Annotated in this window: 15 protein-coding genes; 9 read left to right on the top strand and 6 right to left on the bottom strand. The window is 64.2% G+C overall.

The features are described from left to right. Positions 1-10: 10 nt before the first annotated feature. From prpC to CEY08_RS02010, 3 genes are all read right to left on the bottom strand, one after another. Positions 11-1,204 carry a bifunctional 2-methylcitrate synthase/citrate synthase gene (prpC, locus tag CEY08_RS02020; RefSeq protein WP_076815772.1) on the bottom strand — a complete coding sequence of 398 codons (1,194 nt, stop codon included), beginning with the start codon at positions 1,202-1,204 and terminating at the stop codon, positions 11-13. 92 nt (positions 1,205-1,296) lie between these two features. Further along, positions 1,297-2,187 carry a methylisocitrate lyase gene (prpB, locus tag CEY08_RS02015; RefSeq protein ID WP_042792449.1) on the bottom strand — a complete coding sequence of 297 codons (891 nt, stop codon included), beginning with the start codon at positions 2,185-2,187 and terminating at the stop codon, positions 1,297-1,299. A gap of 251 nt (positions 2,188-2,438) precedes the next feature. Continuing rightward, the gene (locus tag CEY08_RS02010; RefSeq protein ID WP_063641901.1) at positions 2,439-3,428 is read right to left on the bottom strand and encodes a malate dehydrogenase; all 990 of its coding nucleotides are present in this window, start codon (positions 3,426-3,428) and stop codon (positions 2,439-2,441) included. A gap of 391 nt (positions 3,429-3,819) precedes the next feature. Between CEY08_RS02010 and CEY08_RS02005 the strand changes: the two genes are divergently transcribed. The 8 genes from CEY08_RS02005 to CEY08_RS01970 all read left to right on the top strand — a co-directional run bounded on the left by CEY08_RS02005 (position 3,820) and on the right by CEY08_RS01970 (position 10,973). Next, the gene (locus CEY08_RS02005) at positions 3,820-4,599 is read left to right on the top strand and encodes a GntR family transcriptional regulator (protein ID WP_042792450.1); all 780 of its coding nucleotides are present in this window, start codon (positions 3,820-3,822) and stop codon (positions 4,597-4,599) included. Between the two features lie 121 nt (positions 4,600-4,720). Beyond that, positions 4,721-5,134 (top strand): succinate dehydrogenase, cytochrome b556 subunit, encoded by a 414-nt coding sequence (gene sdhC / locus CEY08_RS02000; RefSeq protein WP_013392307.1) that lies wholly within the window; start codon positions 4,721-4,723, stop codon positions 5,132-5,134. Then, the gene (sdhD, locus tag CEY08_RS01995) at positions 5,134-5,517 is read left to right on the top strand and encodes a succinate dehydrogenase, hydrophobic membrane anchor protein (protein ID WP_013392308.1); all 384 of its coding nucleotides are present in this window, start codon (positions 5,134-5,136) and stop codon (positions 5,515-5,517) included. The genes sdhC and sdhD overlap by 1 nt, the downstream gene beginning before the upstream one ends. A gap of 15 nt (positions 5,518-5,532) precedes the next feature. Next, complete coding sequence (gene sdhA / locus CEY08_RS01990) at positions 5,533-7,299, top strand: succinate dehydrogenase flavoprotein subunit (protein ID WP_208025194.1); 1,767 nt, start codon at positions 5,533-5,535, stop codon at positions 7,297-7,299. Positions 7,300-7,317: 18 nt separating this feature from the next. Further along, complete coding sequence (locus CEY08_RS01985) at positions 7,318-8,034, top strand: succinate dehydrogenase iron-sulfur subunit (protein WP_042792452.1); 717 nt, start codon at positions 7,318-7,320, stop codon at positions 8,032-8,034. 134 nt (positions 8,035-8,168) lie between these two features. Then, on the top strand, positions 8,169-8,429 hold the full coding sequence (locus CEY08_RS01980) for a succinate dehydrogenase assembly factor 2 (RefSeq protein ID WP_042792453.1): 261 nt from the start codon (positions 8,169-8,171) through the stop codon (positions 8,427-8,429). Positions 8,430-8,448: 19 nt separating this feature from the next. After that, positions 8,449-9,759 (top strand): citrate synthase, encoded by a 1,311-nt coding sequence (locus tag CEY08_RS01975; RefSeq protein ID WP_042796842.1) that lies wholly within the window; start codon positions 8,449-8,451, stop codon positions 9,757-9,759. Between the two features lie 101 nt (positions 9,760-9,860). Further along, a complete protein-coding gene (locus tag CEY08_RS01970) occupies positions 9,861-10,973 on the top strand; it encodes a hypothetical protein (protein ID WP_076815770.1) in 1,113 nt (370 codons plus the stop codon). Between the two features lie 23 nt (positions 10,974-10,996). Here the strand turns inward: CEY08_RS01970 and CEY08_RS01965 are convergent, their stop codons facing one another. From CEY08_RS01965 to mdeB, 3 genes are all read right to left on the bottom strand, one after another. Next, the gene (locus CEY08_RS01965; RefSeq protein ID WP_063961443.1) at positions 10,997-11,449 is read right to left on the bottom strand and encodes a DUF2214 family protein; all 453 of its coding nucleotides are present in this window, start codon (positions 11,447-11,449) and stop codon (positions 10,997-10,999) included. Between the two features lie 134 nt (positions 11,450-11,583). Next, positions 11,584-13,881 carry an NADP-dependent malic enzyme gene (locus CEY08_RS01960; protein ID WP_063641896.1) on the bottom strand — a complete coding sequence of 766 codons (2,298 nt, stop codon included), beginning with the start codon at positions 13,879-13,881 and terminating at the stop codon, positions 11,584-11,586. A gap of 206 nt (positions 13,882-14,087) precedes the next feature. Beyond that, positions 14,088-16,769, bottom strand: coding sequence for an alpha-ketoglutarate dehydrogenase (gene mdeB, locus CEY08_RS01955; RefSeq protein WP_076817942.1), 2,682 nt, complete (start codon positions 16,767-16,769; stop codon positions 14,088-14,090). A 225-nt stretch (positions 16,770-16,994) separates the two neighbouring features. Between mdeB and CEY08_RS01950 the strand changes: the two genes are divergently transcribed. Then, positions 16,995-19,043 carry an OPT family oligopeptide transporter gene (locus CEY08_RS01950; protein ID WP_042792456.1) on the top strand — a complete coding sequence of 683 codons (2,049 nt, stop codon included), beginning with the start codon at positions 16,995-16,997 and terminating at the stop codon, positions 19,041-19,043. Positions 19,044-19,050 lie beyond the last annotated feature (7 nt).

The following is a 19,050-nucleotide window of genomic DNA, read 5'->3' as shown; positions in this document are numbered from 1 at the left end:
GTGCCGTGGCTTACTTGCGCTTTTCCAGCGCCACGAACTTCTGGTCTTCCGGGCCCACGTAATTGGCGGTGGGGCGGATGATCTTGTTGTCGATGCGCTGCTCGATGATGTGGGCCGACCAGCCCGCCGTGCGCGCGATGACGAACAACGGCGTGAACATGGCGGTGGGGACTCCCATCATGTGGTAGCTGACAGCCGAGAACCAGTCCAGGTTGGGGAACATTTTCTTGATGTCCCACATGACCGTTTCCAAGCGTTCGGCGATGTCGAACATCTTGGTGCTGCCGGCCTTCTTGGACAGCTTCTTGGCCACTTCCTTGATGACCTTGTTGCGCGGGTCGGACACGGTATAGACCGGGTGGCCAAAGCCGATGATAACTTCCTTGGCTTCGACGCGGCGGCGGATGTCGGCCTCGGCCTCGTCCGGGGTTTCATAGCGCTTCTGCACGTCGAAGGCCACTTCGTTGGCGCCGCCGTGCTTGGGGCCGCGCAGCGCGCCGATGGCGCCCGAGATGGCGGAGAACATGTCCGAGCCGGTGCCGGCGATGACGCGGGCGGTGAACGTGGACGCATTGAACTCATGTTCGGCGTACAGGTTCAGCGAGATGTGCATGGCCTTGACCCACTCGTCGCTGGGCTTTTCGCCGTGCAGCAAGTGCAGGAAGTGGCCGCCGATGCTGTCGTCGTCCGTCTGCACGTCGATGATGCGGCCGTTGTGGCTGTAGTGGTACCAATACAGCAGGGCAGAACCCAGGTTGGCCATCAGGCGGTCGGCGATGTCGCGCGCGCCCGGGGTGTTGTGGTCGTCCTTTTCAGGCAGCACGCAGCCCAGCACCGACACGGCGGTGCGCATCACGTCCATCGGGTGGCTGGCGGCGGGCAGGGCTTCCAGCGCGGCTTGCAGCTGGGCGGGCAGGCCACGCAGGCTACGCAGCTTTTCCTTGTAGGCCTTCAGTTCGGCCTTGTTCGGCAGCTTGCCGTGGACGAGCAAGTGGGCGATTTCCTCGAACTCGCTGGCGTCGGCGATGTCCAGGATGTCGTAGCCGCGGTAGTGCAGGTCGTTGCCGCTGCGGCCGACCGTGCAAAGTGCGGTGTTGCCGGCGACGACGCCGGACAGCGCAACCGACTTCTTGGGCTTGAAGCCGGCTTTTTCTTCCGGCTGGGCGTCCGTCTTGGCCACTTGCTTCTTGGGAGCCGTGCTCATGTCTCTACTCCTTGCTTTCGCGATGGTCGTTGCTATGGGGTGGGCATGCAAGGCGCCGGGCAGCTGCCGCGGCGCCGGAAACAAGGGCTTGCTTAAGCCTTGCCTTTCTGGAAAAGCGCGTCCAGCCTGGACTCGAACTCGTGGTAGCCGATGCGGTCGTACAGTTCTTCGCGCGTCTGCATCAGGTCCACCACGTTCTTCTGGTGGCCGTCGCGGCGGATGGCCGTGTAGACCGCTTCGGCGGCCTTGTTCATGGCGCGGAAGGCCGACAGCGGGTAGAGCACCATGCCTACGCCCACGCTCTTCAGCTCTTCCACCGAGAACAGCGGCGTCTTGCCGAATTCGGTGATGTTGGCCAGCACCGGCACCTTGACCGCCTTGACGAAGCGGTCGTAGGTGGGCAGGTCGTAGGCGGCTTCAGCGAAGATCGCGTCGGCGCCCGCTTCCACGCAGGCCAGTGCGCGCTCGATGGCGGCATCCACGCCATGCGAGGCGATCGCGTCGGTGCGCGCGATCAGGTAGAAATCGGTGTCGGTGCGGGCGTCGGCCGCGGCCTTGACGCGGTCGGCCATTTCTTCCGTGGAGACGATTTCCTTGCCGGGACGATGGCCGCAGCGCTTGGCGCCGACCTGGTCTTCGATGTGGCAGGCGGCGGCGCCGAACTTGATCAGGCTCTTGACGCTGCGGGCGATGTTGAACGCCGACGGGCCGAAACCGGTGTCGATATCCACCACCAGCGGCACGTCGCAGACGTCGGTGATGCGGCGCACATCGGTCAGGACGTCATCCATCGTGTTGATGCCCAGGTCGGGCAGGCCCAGGGAGCCGGCCGCGACGCCGCCGCCGGACAGATAGATGGCGCGGTAGCCGGCGCGCTTGGCCAGCAGTGCGTGGTTGGCGTTGATGGCGCCGATGATCTGCAGGGGGCTTTCTTCGGCAAGTGCGCGGCGAAAGAGGGCGCCGGCGGATTCGGGTCTGGACATGGGTGGTCTCCGTAACTTGGACCGGGTGTTTTCATGGGCCCCGGATGGAACGACTGGACTGCGGACTGGCGGGCGGCAGGCCCGGACGGGACGTGTCCCGTCCTGGTTCCTGACCTTACCGCGGGCCCGGAAAATAAATCTGTCCCCTTCGCGACATTCCTTGCCGAGGGGCAAAGGGACAGGTTTATGTTTCGGTCTTGCTTAGGAATTGGGCCCGCGCAAACGGGCCCAATTCTTTACTCGTGCGCTGCTTACTTCAGCAGGTCCTTGACGCCGTCGCGCTCTTCGAGGAGCTCTTTCAGCGTGAAGTCCAGGCGCTCGCGCGAGAAGGCGTCGATTTCCAGGCCTTCGACGCGCTTGTATTCGCCGTTTTCGGTGATGACCGGCACGCCGTAGATGATGCCTTCGGGGATGCCGTAGGAGCCGTCGGACGGGATGCCCATCGTGACCCACTTGCCGTTGCTGCCCAGGACCCAGTCACGGACGTGGTCGATGGCGGCGTTGGCGGCCGAAGCGGCCGAGGACAGGCCGCGGGCTTCGATGATGGCGGCGCCGCGCTTGCCCACGGTGGGGATGAACGTGTCGCGGTTCCAGGCGTCGTCGTTGATCAGCTTGGACAGCGATTCGCCGCCGACGGTGGCGAAGCGATAGTCGGGGTACATCGTGGGCGAGTGGTTGCCCCACACGACCAGCTTTTCGATGTCGGCGACGGCCTTGCCGGACTTGGCGGCCAGTTGCGACAGGGCGCGGTTGTGGTCCAGGCGCAGCATGGCGGTGAAGTTCTTGGCGGGCAGGTCCGGCGCCGACTTCATGGCGATGTAGGCGTTGGTGTTGGCCGGGTTGCCGACGACCAGGACCTTGACGTTGCGGCTGGCGACGTCGTTCAGGGCCTTGCCCTGGGCCGTGAAGATCTGGGCGTTGACCGACAGCAGGTCCTTGCGTTCCATGCCGGGGCCGCGCGGGCGGGCGCCAACCAGCAGGGCCACGTCGGCGTCCTTGAATGCGGTGCGCGGGTCGCTGTGGGCGGTGACTTCTTGCAGCAGCGGGAAGGCGCAGTCATCCAGTTCCATGATGACGCCCTTCAGGGCCTTTTGCGCTTTCTCGTCGGGGATTTCCAGCAGTTGCAGGATGACGGGTTGATCTTTACCCAGCATTTCGCCCGAGGCGATGCGGAATAGCAGTGCGTAACCGATTTGGCCGGCGGCGCCGGTGACGGCGACACGCAAGGCAGGCTTGGACATGGACGTTCTCCGTAATGGTTTGGCGAGAAAAAATCTCACCAATCAGTGTAATCGTTGGGCGTGGAAATCGACGCGGGTGCAACGGTGTGCGCAGCGGCGTATTCAGCGGTGCGCACAGTGGCAGGCGCGGAGCCCGGGCAGCGTTGAATCCTAGATCGAATTTACGTGTCCGTCAATTGCTCTTCTATCTTATATAAGACATAAGACGTTGGACAGCCTCCCGGCCGATATGCCACAATAGAGCGTTTATTCGAATGCGCCGCAACCTGGTTTTAGTTGCGCGCCTGTATCAAGCCAGAACACCGGCGGCAGCAGCGCATTGCGGATGGGTTCGCTGCCTTGCGCCGCCTTCCCATTTCCCCGGATAAACATGACTCAATCAAAAAGATCCATGGCAGAGCCCCGGCCCGAAACCTCCTTACGCATTCGCGCCGCCCGTACGGCGGGCGAGGGGGCCGCTTTCAGTCCGCTCTACCGGCAAATCAAGGATCTGCTTGTCCAGAGCCTGGAACGCGGCGAATGGAAGCCCGGCGAACTCATCCCCAGCGAAATCGATCTGGCTGCCCGTTTCCAGGTGAGCCAGGGTACGGTGCGCAAGGCGGTCGATGAACTGGCCGCCGAGCACATGCTGCTGCGCCGCCAGGGCAAGGGCACTTTCGTCGCCACCCACCACGAAGCGCGCGTGCGCTACCGCTTCCTGCGCCTGGCCGCCGATGACGAAGGCGAAGCCGGCCGGGCCGAAAGCCGCATCCTGGAATGCCGGCGCCTGCGGGCGCCCGCGGAGATCGCGCGCGCCCTGGACCTGCGGGCCGGCGAAACCGTTGTCATGATCCGCCGCCTGCTGTCCATGGGGCAGACGCCCACCGTCGTGGACGACATCTGGCTGCCTGGATCCATCTTCCGTGGACTGACCCTGGAGCTGTTGACCGCCAACAAGGCGCCGCTCTACGGTCTGTTCGAATCCGAATTCGGCGTGAGCATGGTGCGCGCGGACGAAAAGCTGCGCGCGGTGATCGCCCCGGCCGAGGTCTGTCCGTTGCTTAATGTTCCCGCCGGGACGCCGTTGTTGCAGGTGGATAGGGTGTCTTATACGTATGGTGACCGCCCCATGGAAATTCGCCGGGGGTTGTACTTGACCGATCGATACCACTACCGCAATAGTCTGAATTGATGAGTTTTTTACCTACGATTTGATACCGACCCTATCTCTGGGCGAAAATACCGTGTTTGCCCGCAAGGGCTACGGCATTTCCGCCGTAACGATTCCCTAGTTCCGAAACACCGAGGCCGTCATGTCCGACACCGCTGCCAAGCCACGTCCGCAGTTTCGCAATATTGGTATTGCGCAACTCGCCAGCTACCGCCTGCCCCTGGCCGGCAAGCTGTCCATTCTGCACCGCGTCAGCGGCGCGCTGCTGTTCCTCTGTCTTCCCTTGGTCATTCTGCCGCTGTTCGCGGCCAGCGTGGCCGCGCCGCAGACGTTCGCAGCCGTGGCCGCGTACGCTGGCAACCCGATCGTCAAGCTTGTCTTCCTGGTCCTGATCTGGGGCTATCTGCACCACTTCTGTGCCGGCATCCGCTACCTGCTGCTGGACCTGCACATCGGCATCGACAAGCTGTCGGCCAAGAAGAGCGCCGGCGTGGTTTTCGGGGTGAGCCTGGCGCTGACCCTGGTGTTCGCCCTCAAACTGTTCGGAGTGCTGTAATGGCCGACGTCAAAAACTACGGACCCAAGCGTCTGGTCGTGGGCGCCCATTACGGCGTCATGGATTTCATCATCCAGCGCATCACCGCCGTCATCATGGCCGTGTACACGCTGGTGCTGCTCATCGGCATCCTGATGATGCCGGCCTTCACGTACGAGCACTGGACCGCGCTGTTCAATTTCTACGTGGGCGTTCTTCCGGTTGGCCAGATCCTGGCCACCCTTGCATTCATTGCGCTGGCCTGGCATGCCTGGATTGGTGTGCGCGACATCTGGATGGACTACGTCAAGTCGGTGGGCGTGCGCCTGCTGCTGCAAGTGCTGACGATCCTCTGGCTGGTCGGTTCGGTCGTTTACTTCGCGCAAATCCTCTGGAGCATTTAAGCCGTGGTCTCTGTCATGAAATCCCTGCCGCGCCGCCAGTTTGATGTGGTGGTCGTTGGCGCCGGTGGAGCCGGCATGCGTTGTTCGCTGCAACTGTCCCAAGCGGGCCTGTCCGTTGCAGTGCTGTCCAAGGTGTTCCCCACGCGTTCGCACACGGTTGCCGCACAGGGCGGCGTGAGCGCCTCGCTGGGCAACATGAGCGAAGACAACTGGTACTGGCACATGTACGACACCGTCAAGGGTTCGGACTGGCTGGGCGACCAGGACGCCATCGAATTCATGTGCCGCGAAGCGCCGAACGCCGTGTACGAGCTCGAGCACTTCGGCATGCCGTTCGACCGCAACCCCGACGGCACAATCTACCAGCGTCCGTTCGGCGGCCACACCGCCAACTTCGGTGAAAAGCCGGTCCAGCGCGCCTGTGCCGCTGCCGACCGTACCGGCCACGCGCTGCTGCACACCCTCTACCAGCGCAACGTCGCCGCACGCACCCAGTTCTTCGTCGAATGGATGGCGCTGGACCTGCTGCGCAACGAAGCGGGCGACGTCGTTGGCGTGACCGCCCTGGAAATGGAAACGGGCGAAATCTACATCCTGGAAGCCAAGACCACGGTGCTGGCCACCGGCGGCGCCGGCCGCATCTGGGCCGCTTCCACCAACGCCTTCATCAACACTGGTGACGGCCTGGGCATGGCCGCCCGCGCGGGCATCCCGCTGCAGGACATGGAATTCTGGCAATTCCACCCGACCGGCGTGGCCGGCGCCGGCGTGCTTATCACCGAAGGCGTGCGCGGTGAAGGCGGCATCCTGCTGAACAAGGATGGCGAACGCTTCATGGAGCGCTATGCGCCCACGCTGAAGGATCTGGCCCCGCGCGACTTCGTGTCCCGTTCGATGGACCAGGAAATCAAGGAAGGCCGCGGCTGCGGTCCGGACGGCAGCTACGTGGTCCTCAAGCTGGACCACCTGGGCGCCGACGTCATCAACAAGCGCCTGCCCTCGATCCGCGAAATCGCCATCAAATTCGGCAACGTGGACCCGATCAAGGAACCGATCCCCGTCGTTCCGACCATCCACTACCAGATGGGCGGCATCCCGGCCAACTACCACGGCCAGGTGCTGACGCGCGAAAACGGCGAGAACAAGATCGTCAACGGCCTGTACGCCATCGGCGAATGCGCCGCGGTGTCGGTGCACGGCGCCAACCGCCTGGGCACCAACTCGCTGCTGGACCTGATCGTGTTCGGCCGCGCCACCGGCAATCACATCGTCAATTCGCATCCGGAACGCCAGCACGCGCATCAGCCCGTGCCGCAGCAAGCCGTCGAATTCTCGATGGATCGCATCAACAAGCTGGAATCGCGCACCTCGGGCGAAAAGACCCAGGACATCGGCAATGCCATCCGCTTCTCGATGCAGCGTCACTGCGGCGTGTTCCGCACGCTGGAGCTGCTGAACGAAGGCGTGACCCAGATCGAGGATCTGGCCAAGCAAGCCGACAACATCTATTTCAAGGACAAGTCCAAGGTGTTCAACACCGCGCGCGTCGAGGCGCTGGAATTGGCGAACATGACCGAAGTGGCCCGCGCCACCATCAAGTCGGCCGCCAACCGCACCGAAAGCCGCGGCGCGCACGCGCTGGACGACCATCCGACGCGCGACGACGAAAACTGGCTGAAGCACACGCTGTGGTACTCCGAAGGCAGCCGCCTGGATTACAAGCCCGTGCAGATGAAGCCGCTGACGGTCGAGTCCTTCCCGCCCAAGGCGCGTACCTTCTAAGTCCGGATTGAGCCCACTATGAGCACCAAGAGAATCGTCAAGTTCGAAATCTACCGCTACGATCCGGACAAGGACGAGCGCCCCTACATGCAGAAGCTGGAAGTCGAACTCCAGCCGACCGACAAGATGCTGCTCGATGCGCTGGTGCGCATCAAGAACGACGTCGATGACAGCCTGGCCCTGCGCCGCTCGTGCCGTGAAGGCGTGTGCGGTTCGGACGCCATGAACATCAACGGCAAGAACGGCCTGGCGTGCACGACCAACCTGCGCGAACTGAAGGAACCCATCGTTCTGCGTCCGCTGCCGGGCCTGCCCGTCATCCGCGACCTGATCGTGGACATGACGCACTTCTTCAACCAGTACCACTCGATCCGCCCGTACCTCATCAACGACACGCCGCCGCCCGAAAAGGAACGCCTGCAGTCGCCCGAGGCGCGCGAAGAGCTGGATGGCCTGTACGAGTGCATTCTGTGCGCGTGCTGTTCCACTTCCTGCCCGTCGTTCTGGTGGAATCCGGACAAGTTCGTCGGCCCGGCCGGCCTGCTGCAAGCCTACCGCTTCATCGCCGACAGCCGCGACGAAGCCACGGGCAGCCGTCTGGACAGCCTGGATGATCCGTACCGCCTGTTCCGTTGCCACACCATCATGAACTGCGTCGACGTCTGTCCCAAGGGACTGAACCCGACCAAGGCGATTGGCAAGATCAAGGAACTGATGGTTCGCCGTACGGTCTAGTTTTTATTAAGCGCATTTTGCCTCCGGCGGCATTTTCTTGCCGCCGGGCCGTCCCAAGGCAAAAATGCCCCCTCGGGGGGCAGCAAGCCCGCGTAGCGGGTGCGGCGTGGGGGCTTTTATAGGTGCAAAGTAGGATGAGCAAGCTTACTGAATTGGAGCGGGCGCGTTTGCGTTGGCGGGCGCGCCGCGGCTTGCTCGAAAACGACTTGATCATCACCCGGTATCTGGACGCCCACGAGGGCGAACTCACCGATGATGACGTGGCGGCATTGACGCAGCTTTTCGAGATGGGAGACAACGACCTCCTCGACTTGCTGCTGGCCCGCAAAGAGCTTGAGGGCGCGCTCGACACGCCCAGGCTTCGGCGCATTATTGGCCAGATGCGCGCGCTCTGATTAATTGAGAGGAATGAACATGAACCTGTCTGACAAAAAAGCCACTCTATCCTTCTCGGATGGCAGCGCCCCTATTGAGTTCCCTGTTTACAAGGGTACGGTCGGTCCGGATGTGATCGACATCCGCAAGCTGTACGGCCAGACGGGCATGTTCACGTTTGACCCCGGCTTCATGTCCACCGCTGCCTGCGAATCGGGCATCACGTACATCGACGGCGACAAGGGCGAACTGCTGTACCGCGGCTACCCCATCGAGCAATTGGCCGTCAATTGCGACTTCATGGACATCTGCTACCTGATCCTGAACGGCGAACTGCCCAACAAGGACCAGAAGGCCGATTTCGATTCGCAAGTGACCCATCACACGATGGTGAACGAGCAGCTGCATTTCTTCCTGCGTGGCTTCCGCCGCGATGCGCACCCGATGGCCGTGCTGACGGGCCTGGTCGGCGCGCTGTCCGCGTTCTACCACGACTCCACCGACATCACGAACCCGCAGCATCGCCACATCTCGGCCATCCGCCTGATCGCCAAGATGCCGACGCTGGTCGCGATGGCTTATAAGTACTCGCAAGGCCAACCGTTCATCTACCCGCAGAATGACCTGTCCTACACGGGCAACTTCCTGCGCATGATGTTCGCCACGCCGTGCGAAGAATACAAGGTGAACGAAGTCGTCGAGCGCGCGCTGGACCGCATCTTCATCCTGCACGCCGACCACGAGCAGAACGCTTCGACCTCGACCGTCCGCCTGTGCGGTTCGTCGGGCACGAACCCGTTCGCCGCCATCTCGGCTGGCGTGGCTTGCCTGTGGGGCCCGGCTCACGGCGGCGCCAACGAAGCTTGCCTGCAAATGCTGGAAGAACTGCAAGCCAACGGCGGCATCGCCAAGGTTGGCGAGTTCATGGAGAAGGTCAAGGACAAGAACTCGGGCGTGCGCCTGATGGGCTTTGGCCACCGCGTCTACAAGAACTACGACCCGCGCGCCAAGCTGATGCAGGAAACCTGCAAGGAAGTGCTCTCGGCCCTGGGCCTGGAAAACGACCCGCTGTTCAAGCTGGCCATGGAACTGGAACGCATCGCCCTGGAAGACCCGTACTTCGTGCAGCGCAAGCTGTACCCGAACGTGGACTTCTACTCGGGTATCGTCCAGCGCGCCATCGGCATCCCGACCTCGCTGTTCACGGCCATCTTCGCGCTGGCCCGCACGGTGGGCTGGATCGCTCAGTGGAACGAAATGCTGTCGGATCCCGATTACAAGATCGGCCGTCCGCGCCAGCTGTTCACCGGTTCGGTCACGCGCGACGTGCCCCCGATGGACAAGCGTTGATACGCAGCCTCGCTTGAACAAGAAACCGCCTTCGGGCGGTTTTTTGTTGTCCGTTCGCCATGTGGCCGCGGCGCGATGGTTTGGCGTGTACCATCCTTGCCATGATTCCGATAGCGTTGCCTTCCGCTGGCTTTTACATTTTTGTTTCCCTTGGGTTTCTGGCCGGCCTGGTGCTGCTGGCCTGGGCCGTGGTCCTGGTCGCCAGTGGCGGCGCGCGCCGCACGGTGCGCAAGTACTGGAAGACCTCATCCCTGGTATTCGTCGTGCTGGCCGTGCCGTTTGCCTTCTATGCCTGGGTGCAGACGGTGATCTGGCAAATCGAGCGGGAAGGCGCCCGCGCCGAGGCAGCCCGCAATGTCACGCTGCAGGAAGCCACGACCGTCGGGGGCACCGCCATGCCCGCGGGCACACGGCTGAAGCTGCAGGACGAAGGGCAGCTGGAGACCTATGTCGAAGCGGAGTTTCCGCAGCCCGTGGCCATGTATGGCGTGCAGGCGTCGAGCGCACGGCGTTATCTCAATTCTGACTATGACGACGCAACCTACGCTTTGCGGGGCCGCTATCCGCGCAATGTCATCCTGCGCGGCGCGGGCACCCAGACGGTGCTGGGCTGGCAGTGCGACGCCACACAGGATATCGAGTTCGAGGTGGCGCGCGATGGCACGATGACGGCGTTCGACAAGTGCGTGCTGGGCCCGGGCAATCGCGCCGAAGCCCTGGACCTCGCGCCGGGGTCCATCGTCTATGGCTCCAGCGGCACGGTCTACACCGACGGTTCACGCGATCCGGACCGCTGGCGCATCGAGGTCAAGAATCCGATGGCCGTCCGGATATTCGGACTGCCCTTGAGCGAGCCGCGGCTGTACCTGGACGAGGCGCGGCGCCTGCTGCGGGTCAGCGACGCGGAACTTGCCTGCCCGACGCGGCTCGGCGGCGTGAGCTATGCCGCTGGCACGCAGGTGAAGTCGATGCGACGCGGCCGCGGCGATGCACGCGAACCGTATCCGGGCGTGCTGGTGCTGAGTCCCTGGAATGGCGAGGCCGCCAAGCGCGACGGCCAGGCCGATGTGCCGGAGGGCATGTCGGTGATGCAAACCTTGGCCGGCGAGGTCGTGGACGTGGTCCAGAACGACACGGTGGGCGTCTTCCACTTCGCCACCTTCGTTGTGGGCGACGAGGAACCCGAGCCTCGCCGCCGCGCATCCTGCCCTTGAGCGCAAGGGCCTCTTGGCGCGTGTTACGCGCCGATGCCGCGGGCCATCAGCACGGCGAACAGCGGCAGGAAGATGAACAGGTGCGATTCGATCATGACCCAGCGGCGGGCGCGCTTGATGTCGGCTGCCGCAGGCACGAAACCCGGCTGCTGGCGGGACTGCTTTGCCCATCGCAGGAAGGTCATCGTCGGGGGGATCGAACAGAGGCCGATGACGACAAACAGCGTGATCTTCGCGTGAAACCACGGGTTGCCCATGTAGAAGGCAGCGCCCTTGATGCCCAGGGTCAGGCGCAGCACGCCAGTAATGAGCACCACCACGGCGCTGGCCAGATAGAGGCGGTCGTAGATGGCCAGGCGCTTGACGCCATTGGCCGTGAGGTCGGGTCGTAGCAGCACGGCTTCGGCTGTCAGCACCACCACGAGCAGGAAAATGGCCAGGTAGTGAAACCAGGCATACAGGGCGTCGGCCAGCATGTGGACTCCAGAAAACAAGGTTGAACTTGGTTTTTACCATCAGCCCGGGTTGCCCGGCTATGCGATGAGCGGGCAGCGCACAATGAAAAAAGGGCGCCCCGAAGGGCGCCCTTGGCCTTGACGGCGGTCGTTGATCAACGACGCTTCTTGGCGGCCTCGGCGGCTTCCTGCTGAGCATCCACCACGGCCAGCGCCGTCATGTTGACGATGCGGCGCACCGTGGCGCTGGTGGTCAGGATGTGCACGGGGCGTGCCGCGCCCAGCAGGATCGGACCCATCGCGACGCCATTGCTGCCGGTCATCTTCAGCATGTTGTACGTGATGTTGCCGGTGTCCAGCGTGGGCATGACGAGCAGGTTGGCGCGACCCTTCAGCGTGCTGTCCGGGTAGGCCAGGACGCGGATCTTTTCCGACAGGGCGGCGTCGGCGTGCATTTCGCCGTCGACTTCCAGGTCGGGAGCGCGGTCCTGCACCATCTGGCGCGCGGCGGCCATCTTGCGCGACGAATCCGTGATGCGGCTGCCGAAGTTGGAGTGCGACAGCAGGGCGATCTTCGGCACCACGCCAAAGCGCAGCATTTCATCGGCGGCCTGGATGGTGATGCTGGCGACTTCCTCGGCCGTCGGGTTTTCGTTGACGTGGGTGTCGGTGACGAACAAGGTCTGGTCGGGCAGCATCAGCACGTTCAGGGCGGCATAGGTCTGGCCTTCCTTCTTGCCGATGATTTCGTCGATGTACTTGAGCTGGTTGTCGTACTTGCTGGCCACCCCGCAGAGCAGGGCGTCGGCATCGCCACGGCGCAGCAGCATCGCGCCGATCAGCGTGTTGTGCTTGCGGATCATCGCCTTGGCGATGGCCGGGGTCACGCCTTCGCGGCCCTTGAGCTGGTAGTACGCGTTCCAGGTTTCATTGAAGCGGCTGTCGTCTTCCGGATCCACGATCTCGAAGTCCTTGCCGGCCGCCAGGCGCAGGCCGAACTTCTTGATGCGCATTTCGATGACGGACGGGCGGCCGATCAGGATCGGGAACGCCAGCTTTTCATCGGCCACGGTCTGCACCGCGCGCAGCACGCGCTCGTCTTCGCCGTCGGCATAGATGACGCGCTTGGGCGCCTTCTTGGCCTGGGCGAACAGCGGACGCATCAACTGGCCCGAGTGGTACACGAAGCCCATGAGCTTTTGGCGGTAGGCTTCGATGTCCTCGATGGGGCGGGCGGCCACGCCGGAGTCGGCGGCAGCCTGGGCCACGGCCGGGGCGATCTGGACGATCAGGCGCGGGTCGAAGGGCTTGGGGATGATGTAGTCCGGGCCGAACGACAGTTCCTGGCCAGCGTAGGCGCGGGCCACTTCGTCGTTCTGTTCGGCTTGCGCCAGTTCGGCGATGGCCTTCACGCAAGCAAGCTTCATTTCTTCCGTGATGCGCGATGCGCCGGCGTCCATGGCGCCGCGGAAGATGAACGGGAAGCACAGCACGTTGTTGACCTGGTTCGGGTAGTCCGAACGGCCGGTGGCGATGATGCAGTCCGGGCGGGCGGCCTTGGCCACTTCGGGACGGATTTCCGGCTCGGGGTTGGCCAGAGCCAGGATCAGCGGGCTCGCGGCCATGGTCTTGACCATGTCGGCGGTCAGCACGCCTGCGGTCGAGCAGCCCAGGAACACGTCGGCGCCGTTGACCACGTCGGCCAGCGTGCGCGCGTCGGTCTTCTGCGCGTAGCGCTTCTTGTTGACCTCCATGTTTTCATCGCGGCCGTCCCAGATCACGCCACGCGAGTCCACCACGTAGATGTTCTCGCGCTTGACGCCCAGGTGGACCAGCAGATCCAGGCAGGCGATGGCGGCGGCGCCGGCACCCGAGCAGGCCAGCTTGACCGTGCCGATGTCCTTGCCCACGACCTTCAGGCCATTCAGGATGGCGGCCGACGAAATGATGGCGGTGCCGTGCTGGTCGTCATGGAAGACGGGGATCTTCATGCGCTCGCGCAGCTTCTTCTCGATGTAGAAGCACTCGGGCGCCTTGATGTCCTCGAGGTTGACGCCGCCCAGCGTGGGTTCCAGCGCCGCGATGATGTCGACCAGCTTGTCGGGGTCGTTTTCGGCCAGTTCGATGTCGAACACGTCGATGCCGGCGAACTTCTTGAACAGGCAGCCCTTGCCTTCCATGACGGGTTTTGCGGCCAGCGGGCCGATGTTGCCCAGGCCCAGCACGGCGGTACCGTTGGTGATCACGCCCACCAGGTTGCCGCGCGAGGTGTACTTCGAGGCTGCGTCATCGCCCTGGTCGAAGATGGCCATGCAGGCGGCCGCCACGCCGGGGGAGTAGGCCAGGGACAGGTCGTCCTGGTTGGCCAGCGTCTTGGTCGGGGTGACCGAGATTTTGCCGGGAGTGGGGTAGGCGTGGTAGTCCAACGCCATTTTGGTGAGAGTTTCGTCCATGGGATACAGGCCTTGCGGGCGCTAAATGGAAAGAAAGGAGGAAAGGAAGGAAAGCGGATTGCAAAAAGCGGGCTCGCGGCCCGCCGTATTTTCTTGGAAATGCTTGGGAACACCCGTATTTCAACAGAAAGCGCGGGTGCTTGGTTGTTGCGGTGCAGCGAATGGACGATTTTGCTCAAAACCTCGCCGCACCGCGGTTTGCAATCCTAGAGCTGCCAAGGGGGTGTCTGGCGGGCGCCGGCGTTCAGCCGGACACGCAGCCCCTTGGCGTCTTCCTCGCGGCCCAGGCTGTCCAGGGCATGCAGCACGATCCAGTCGGCGCTGACTTCGAAGAAGTCGCGCAGCTGGGCGCGGGTGTCGCTGCGGCCGAAACCGTCGGTGCCCAGCGTGCGATAGGGGGCAGGCACCCAGGCGCGGATCTGTTCGGGCACGGCCCGTATGTAGTCGCTCGCGGCCACTACCGGGGCGTCGCTGCCGCCCAGGCAGTGCCGCACCCAGTCGTCGCTGGCATCCAGCCCCAGCACGCGGGCGCGCTCGGCCTCGCGTCCGGCGCGGGCCAGTTCGGAAAAGCTGGTGACGCTCCAGACTTCGGCGTCCACGCCATAATCGGCCTGCAATCGTTGCGCGGCCATTTCGGCCTCGCGCAGCATGGGGCCGGCGCCCAGCAGGCGTACCTGGGCCTGTCCTCGGGCGGGCCGCAAGAGGTACATGCCGCGCAGGATGCCCTCCCGCACCGCTTCGCCCGGCGGCATGTCGGGTTGCGCCAGGTTTTCGTTGGTGACGGTCAGGTAGAAGAATTCGTCGCGTTGCTCGTCGAGCATGCGGCGCATGCCGTGTTCGACGATGACGGCGACCTCGAAGGCATAGGCCGGGTCGTAGGCGCGGCAGTTCGGCACGGCGGCGGCCATGATGTGGCTGGAGCCGTCCTGATGCTGCAAGCCTTCGCCGCCCAGGGTGGTGCGGCCAGAGGTGGCTCCGATGAGGAAGCCGCGCGTGCGCTGGTCGGCGGCGGCCCAGATCAGGTCGCCGATGCGCTGGAAGCCGAACATCGAGTAGTAGATATAGAAGGGCAGCATCGGCAACCCGTTGACCGAGTAGCTGGTGCCGGCAGCCGTCCAGGAGGAAATCGCGCCGGCCTCGGTGATGCCTTCTTCGAGGATCTGGCCGTCGCGGGCTTCGCGGTAGTACAGCACGGAGCCTATGTCTTCGGGTTCGTACAACTGGCCTTGCGCGGAATAGATGCCGATCTGGCGGAACAGGTTGGCCATGCCGAAAGTACGGGCCTCGTCCGCCACGATGGGCACGATGCGCGGCCCCACCGTGGCGTCCTTGAGCAGCGCGGTCAGCATGCGCACGATGGCCATGGTGGATGACATTTCCTTGCCATCCGCGGCCAGTGCAAAGCGCGCCCAATGTTCCGCTTGGGGGGGCGCCAGCTTGGGCGCCTCGATGTTGCGGCGGGGAATGTGCCCGCCGAGTGCGGCACGGCGCGCCTGCAAGTGGCGCAGTTCGGCGCTGTCCTCGGCGGGGCGGTAGAACTTCAGCGCCAGGCAATCGGCGTCCGAGATCGGCAGCGCGAAGCGGTCGCGGAAAGCCAGCAGGGCTACATCGTCCAGCTTTTTCTGCTGGTGCGTGGTCATCTTGCCCTGGCCGGCCGAGCCCATGCCGAAGCCCTTTTTGGTCTGCGCCAGGATTACCGTGGGCTGGCCTTGGTGGCGCACGGCGCGGTGGTAAGCGGCATGGATCTTCACCATGTCATGTCCGCCGCGGTGCAGCCGGTCGATGGCTTCGTCGCTCCAGTCTGCCACCAGCGCCGCCAGCTCGGGGTTCTGGTTGAAGAAGTGGGCGCGGTTGAAGGCGCCATCATTGGCTGCGAAGGTCTGGAATTGTCCGTCCACGGTATTGGCGAACGCGCGCGCCAGCGCACCTCCCGTGTCGCGCCGCAGGAGAGCGTCCCAGTCGCTGCCCCAGACAAGCTTGATGACGTTCCAGCCAGCGCCGGCATACAGCGTTTCCAGTTCATCGATGATGCGGCCGTTGCCGCGCACCGGGCCGTCCAGCCGCTGCAGGTTGCAATTGACCACGAACACCAGGTTGTCGAGCTTTTCGCGCGCGGCCAGTGTCAGCGCGGCGATGGATTCGGGTTCGTCCATTTCGCCGTCGCCGAAGATGCCCCAGACCTTGCGGTCGGCGCCGGGCATGAGCGAACGGTGCTCGAGGTAGCGCATGAAGCGCGCCTGGTAAATCGCGTTGATAGGGCCGATGCCCATCGAACCCGTGGGGAATTGCCAGAAGTCCGGCATCAGCCACGGATGCGGGTAAGACGACAAGCCGCGCAGGCCGTTCGCGGAGGCGGTGATTTCCTGCCGGAAATGCGCCAAGTCCGCTTCACTGAGGAAGCCCTCCAGATAGGCGCGGGCATAGACACCGGGGGCCGAGTGCGGCTGCATGTAGACCAGGTCTCCCGGGCCATCCTGGGTGCGCGCGCGAAAGAAATGGTTGAAGCCGACTTCGAACAGGTCGGCGGCCGACGCGTAGCTGGCGATGTGGCCGCCCAGTTCGCCATGCGCCTGGTTGGCGCGCACCACCATGGCCAGGGCGTTCCAGCGGTTGATGCGGGCGATGCGCTCTTCCACGGCCAGATTGCCGGGGAAGGGGGGCTCCTCGTCGGCGGGAATGGTGTTGAGGTACGCGGTGCGGGTCTGGCTGTTGGCGCGCAAGCCCAGCGACGCGGCGTGGCCGAGCAGGTTGTCCAGCACATAGCCCGCGCGCTCGGAACCTTCCGCCTGTACCAGTGCCTGCAGCGCATCGCGCCATTCGGCGGTTTCGGCGGGGTCGGAATCGTGCTGGATAGCTTGCCCGGGGCGGGCGGAACTGGCGTCGCGCATGGTCTTGTCGTCTCCTGGTTTGACGTCCATGCTAGACCCTAGCTTCAGGCATGGGTAATCAAAATTCTAGGGAGATTTCTGTAAATTCAGCATAATCTGTTGCAGGTTTTGTAGCTTGCGGCAGCTTCTGCCGAAGATGCGCCCGGCGACCGTCTTAGGGGATGTGGCCACTGGGTGGACGCGAAGGCGCTAGAATTCGCGGCTGGCAAGAAAGGAATGACTGCAATGACCCAACCCATCAGCGTCCCGGCAGAGGTCACGTTGCCCGAACTTACGTTCCGCGGCATCCTCCTGGGCGCAATCATCACCGTTATCTTCACGGCCTCCAACGTCTTCCTTGGACTGAAGGTGGGCCTGACGTTCTCATCGGCCATTCCGGCTGCGGTGATCTCGATGTCCGTCCTGCGCCTGTTCAAGGACGCAAACATCCTCGAAAACAATATGGTGCAGACCCAGGCCTCGGCGGCCGGGACCCTGTCGTCCATCATCTTCATCCTGCCGGCCCTGGTCATGATGGGGCACTGGCAAGGCTTCCCCTTCTGGCAGACGCTGGGCATCTGCGCGGCCGGCGGCATGTTGGGTGTGATGTTCACCATTCCGCTGCGCCACGTGATGGTGGTGCAGAGCGATCTGCCCTATCCGGAAGGCGTGGCCGCTGCTGAAATCCTGCGCGTGGGCAGCGCCGAGCGCGCGCAGGACGAGGCCGGGGACGACGGCCGGGCGCCGGCCAAGACCGAGACCGGCATGGGCGACATCGTGGCTGGCGGCCTGGTCGCCGCCGCGGTCAGTTTCGCGGCCAGCGGCCTGCGGGTGCTGGGTGACGGCATCAGTCGTTGGTTTGAAGTGGGCGGCGCGGTGTTCCGCCTGCCGATGGGCTTTTCACTGGCGCTCTTGGGCGCCGGCTACCTGATCGGCATCGTTGCGGGCCTGGCCATGCTGACCGGGTTGATCATTTCCTGGGGCATTGCCGTGCCCATCCTGAGCGCCATGGGCGATATGCCCGCAGGCCAGACCTTGGCGCAATACGCCACCGGGCTGTGGGCGTCCCAGGTGCGCTTCATCGGCGCCGGCGTGATCGGCGTGGGCGCCATCTGGACGCTGGCCACGCTGTTCATGCCGATGGCGCGCGGCGTCAAGGCATCGTTTGCCGCGTTGACCAAGGCGGGCGCCGCTCGCGCCGGGCAAGCGCGGCGCACGGAGCGCGACCTGTCGGCAGGCTGGATTTCGGCGGTGACGCTGGTGCTGGTGGCTGTTCTGGTGGTGACGTTCCAGGTCTTCCTGTCAGGCGCGCCGCTGTCGCCCGCCGGAATCTGGAAGCTGGTGGCCTATGCCGTGCTGTTCGCTTTCGTGTTTGGTTTCCTCGTGGCCGCGGCCTGCGGCTACATGGCGGGGCTGGTGGGATCTTCGACCAGCCCGATCTCCGGCGTGGGCATCGTCGCCATCGTGCTGGTGTCGCTGCTGATGCTGGCCCTGGGCGGCGAACTGCTGGGCGCGCAGAATGGCGTGCAGATGGCGATCGCCTTGTCGATCTTCAGCACCTCGGCGGTGGTGGCCGTGGCCTCCATTTCGAACGACAACCTGCAAGACTTGAAGACGGGTTGGCTGGTGGGCGCGACGCCGTGGCGCCAGCAGGTGGCCTTGCTGATCGGCTGCGTGGCCGGCGCGGCCGTGATTTCACCGGTGCTGGAACTGCTCTACAACGCTTATGGATTTGCCGACGCCATGCCGCGAGAAGGCATGGATCCGGCCCAGGCCCTTTCGGCGCCGCAAGCCACGCTGATGTTGGCGATCGCACGCGGCATCTTCACGCACCAGCTCAACTGGACCATGATCCTGATCGGCATGGCGGTCGGCGTGGGCCTGATCGTGGTGGACGAGATCATGAAGCGCACCTGCCGCGTGGCCCGTATTCCGGTGCTGGCGGTGGGTATCGGCATTTACCTGCCCCCGACCGTTGCCGCGCCCATCGTAGTCGGCGCGGTCCTGGCCTGGCTGCTGGAGGGGGCTTTGCGCCGCCGGGCGGCTGCGGTCGGCAAGCCCTACGAGCAATTTGCCGAGAGCGCCAATCGCCGAGGCGTGCTGATCGCCTCGGGACTGATCGTCGGCGAAAGCCTGGTCGGCGTGCTGATGGCCGGCATCATCGGCGCGTCCGGCACCGAGGCGCCGCTGGCGATCGCCGGCGAAGGCTTTGCGCAGACGGCGTCCTTCCTGGGCCTGGCCGTCTTCGTGGTGGTCGCAATCCTGTTCTGGCGCCGGGTAATGAAACTGGCGTGAGGCGCCA

It is taken from the genome of Achromobacter insolitus (assembly GCF_002209555.1).
GTDB lineage: Bacteria > Pseudomonadota > Gammaproteobacteria > Burkholderiales > Burkholderiaceae_B > Achromobacter > Achromobacter insolitus.
Note: the sequence above shows the minus strand (reverse complement) of the source record. Positions and strands in the feature narration are given on the sequence as shown.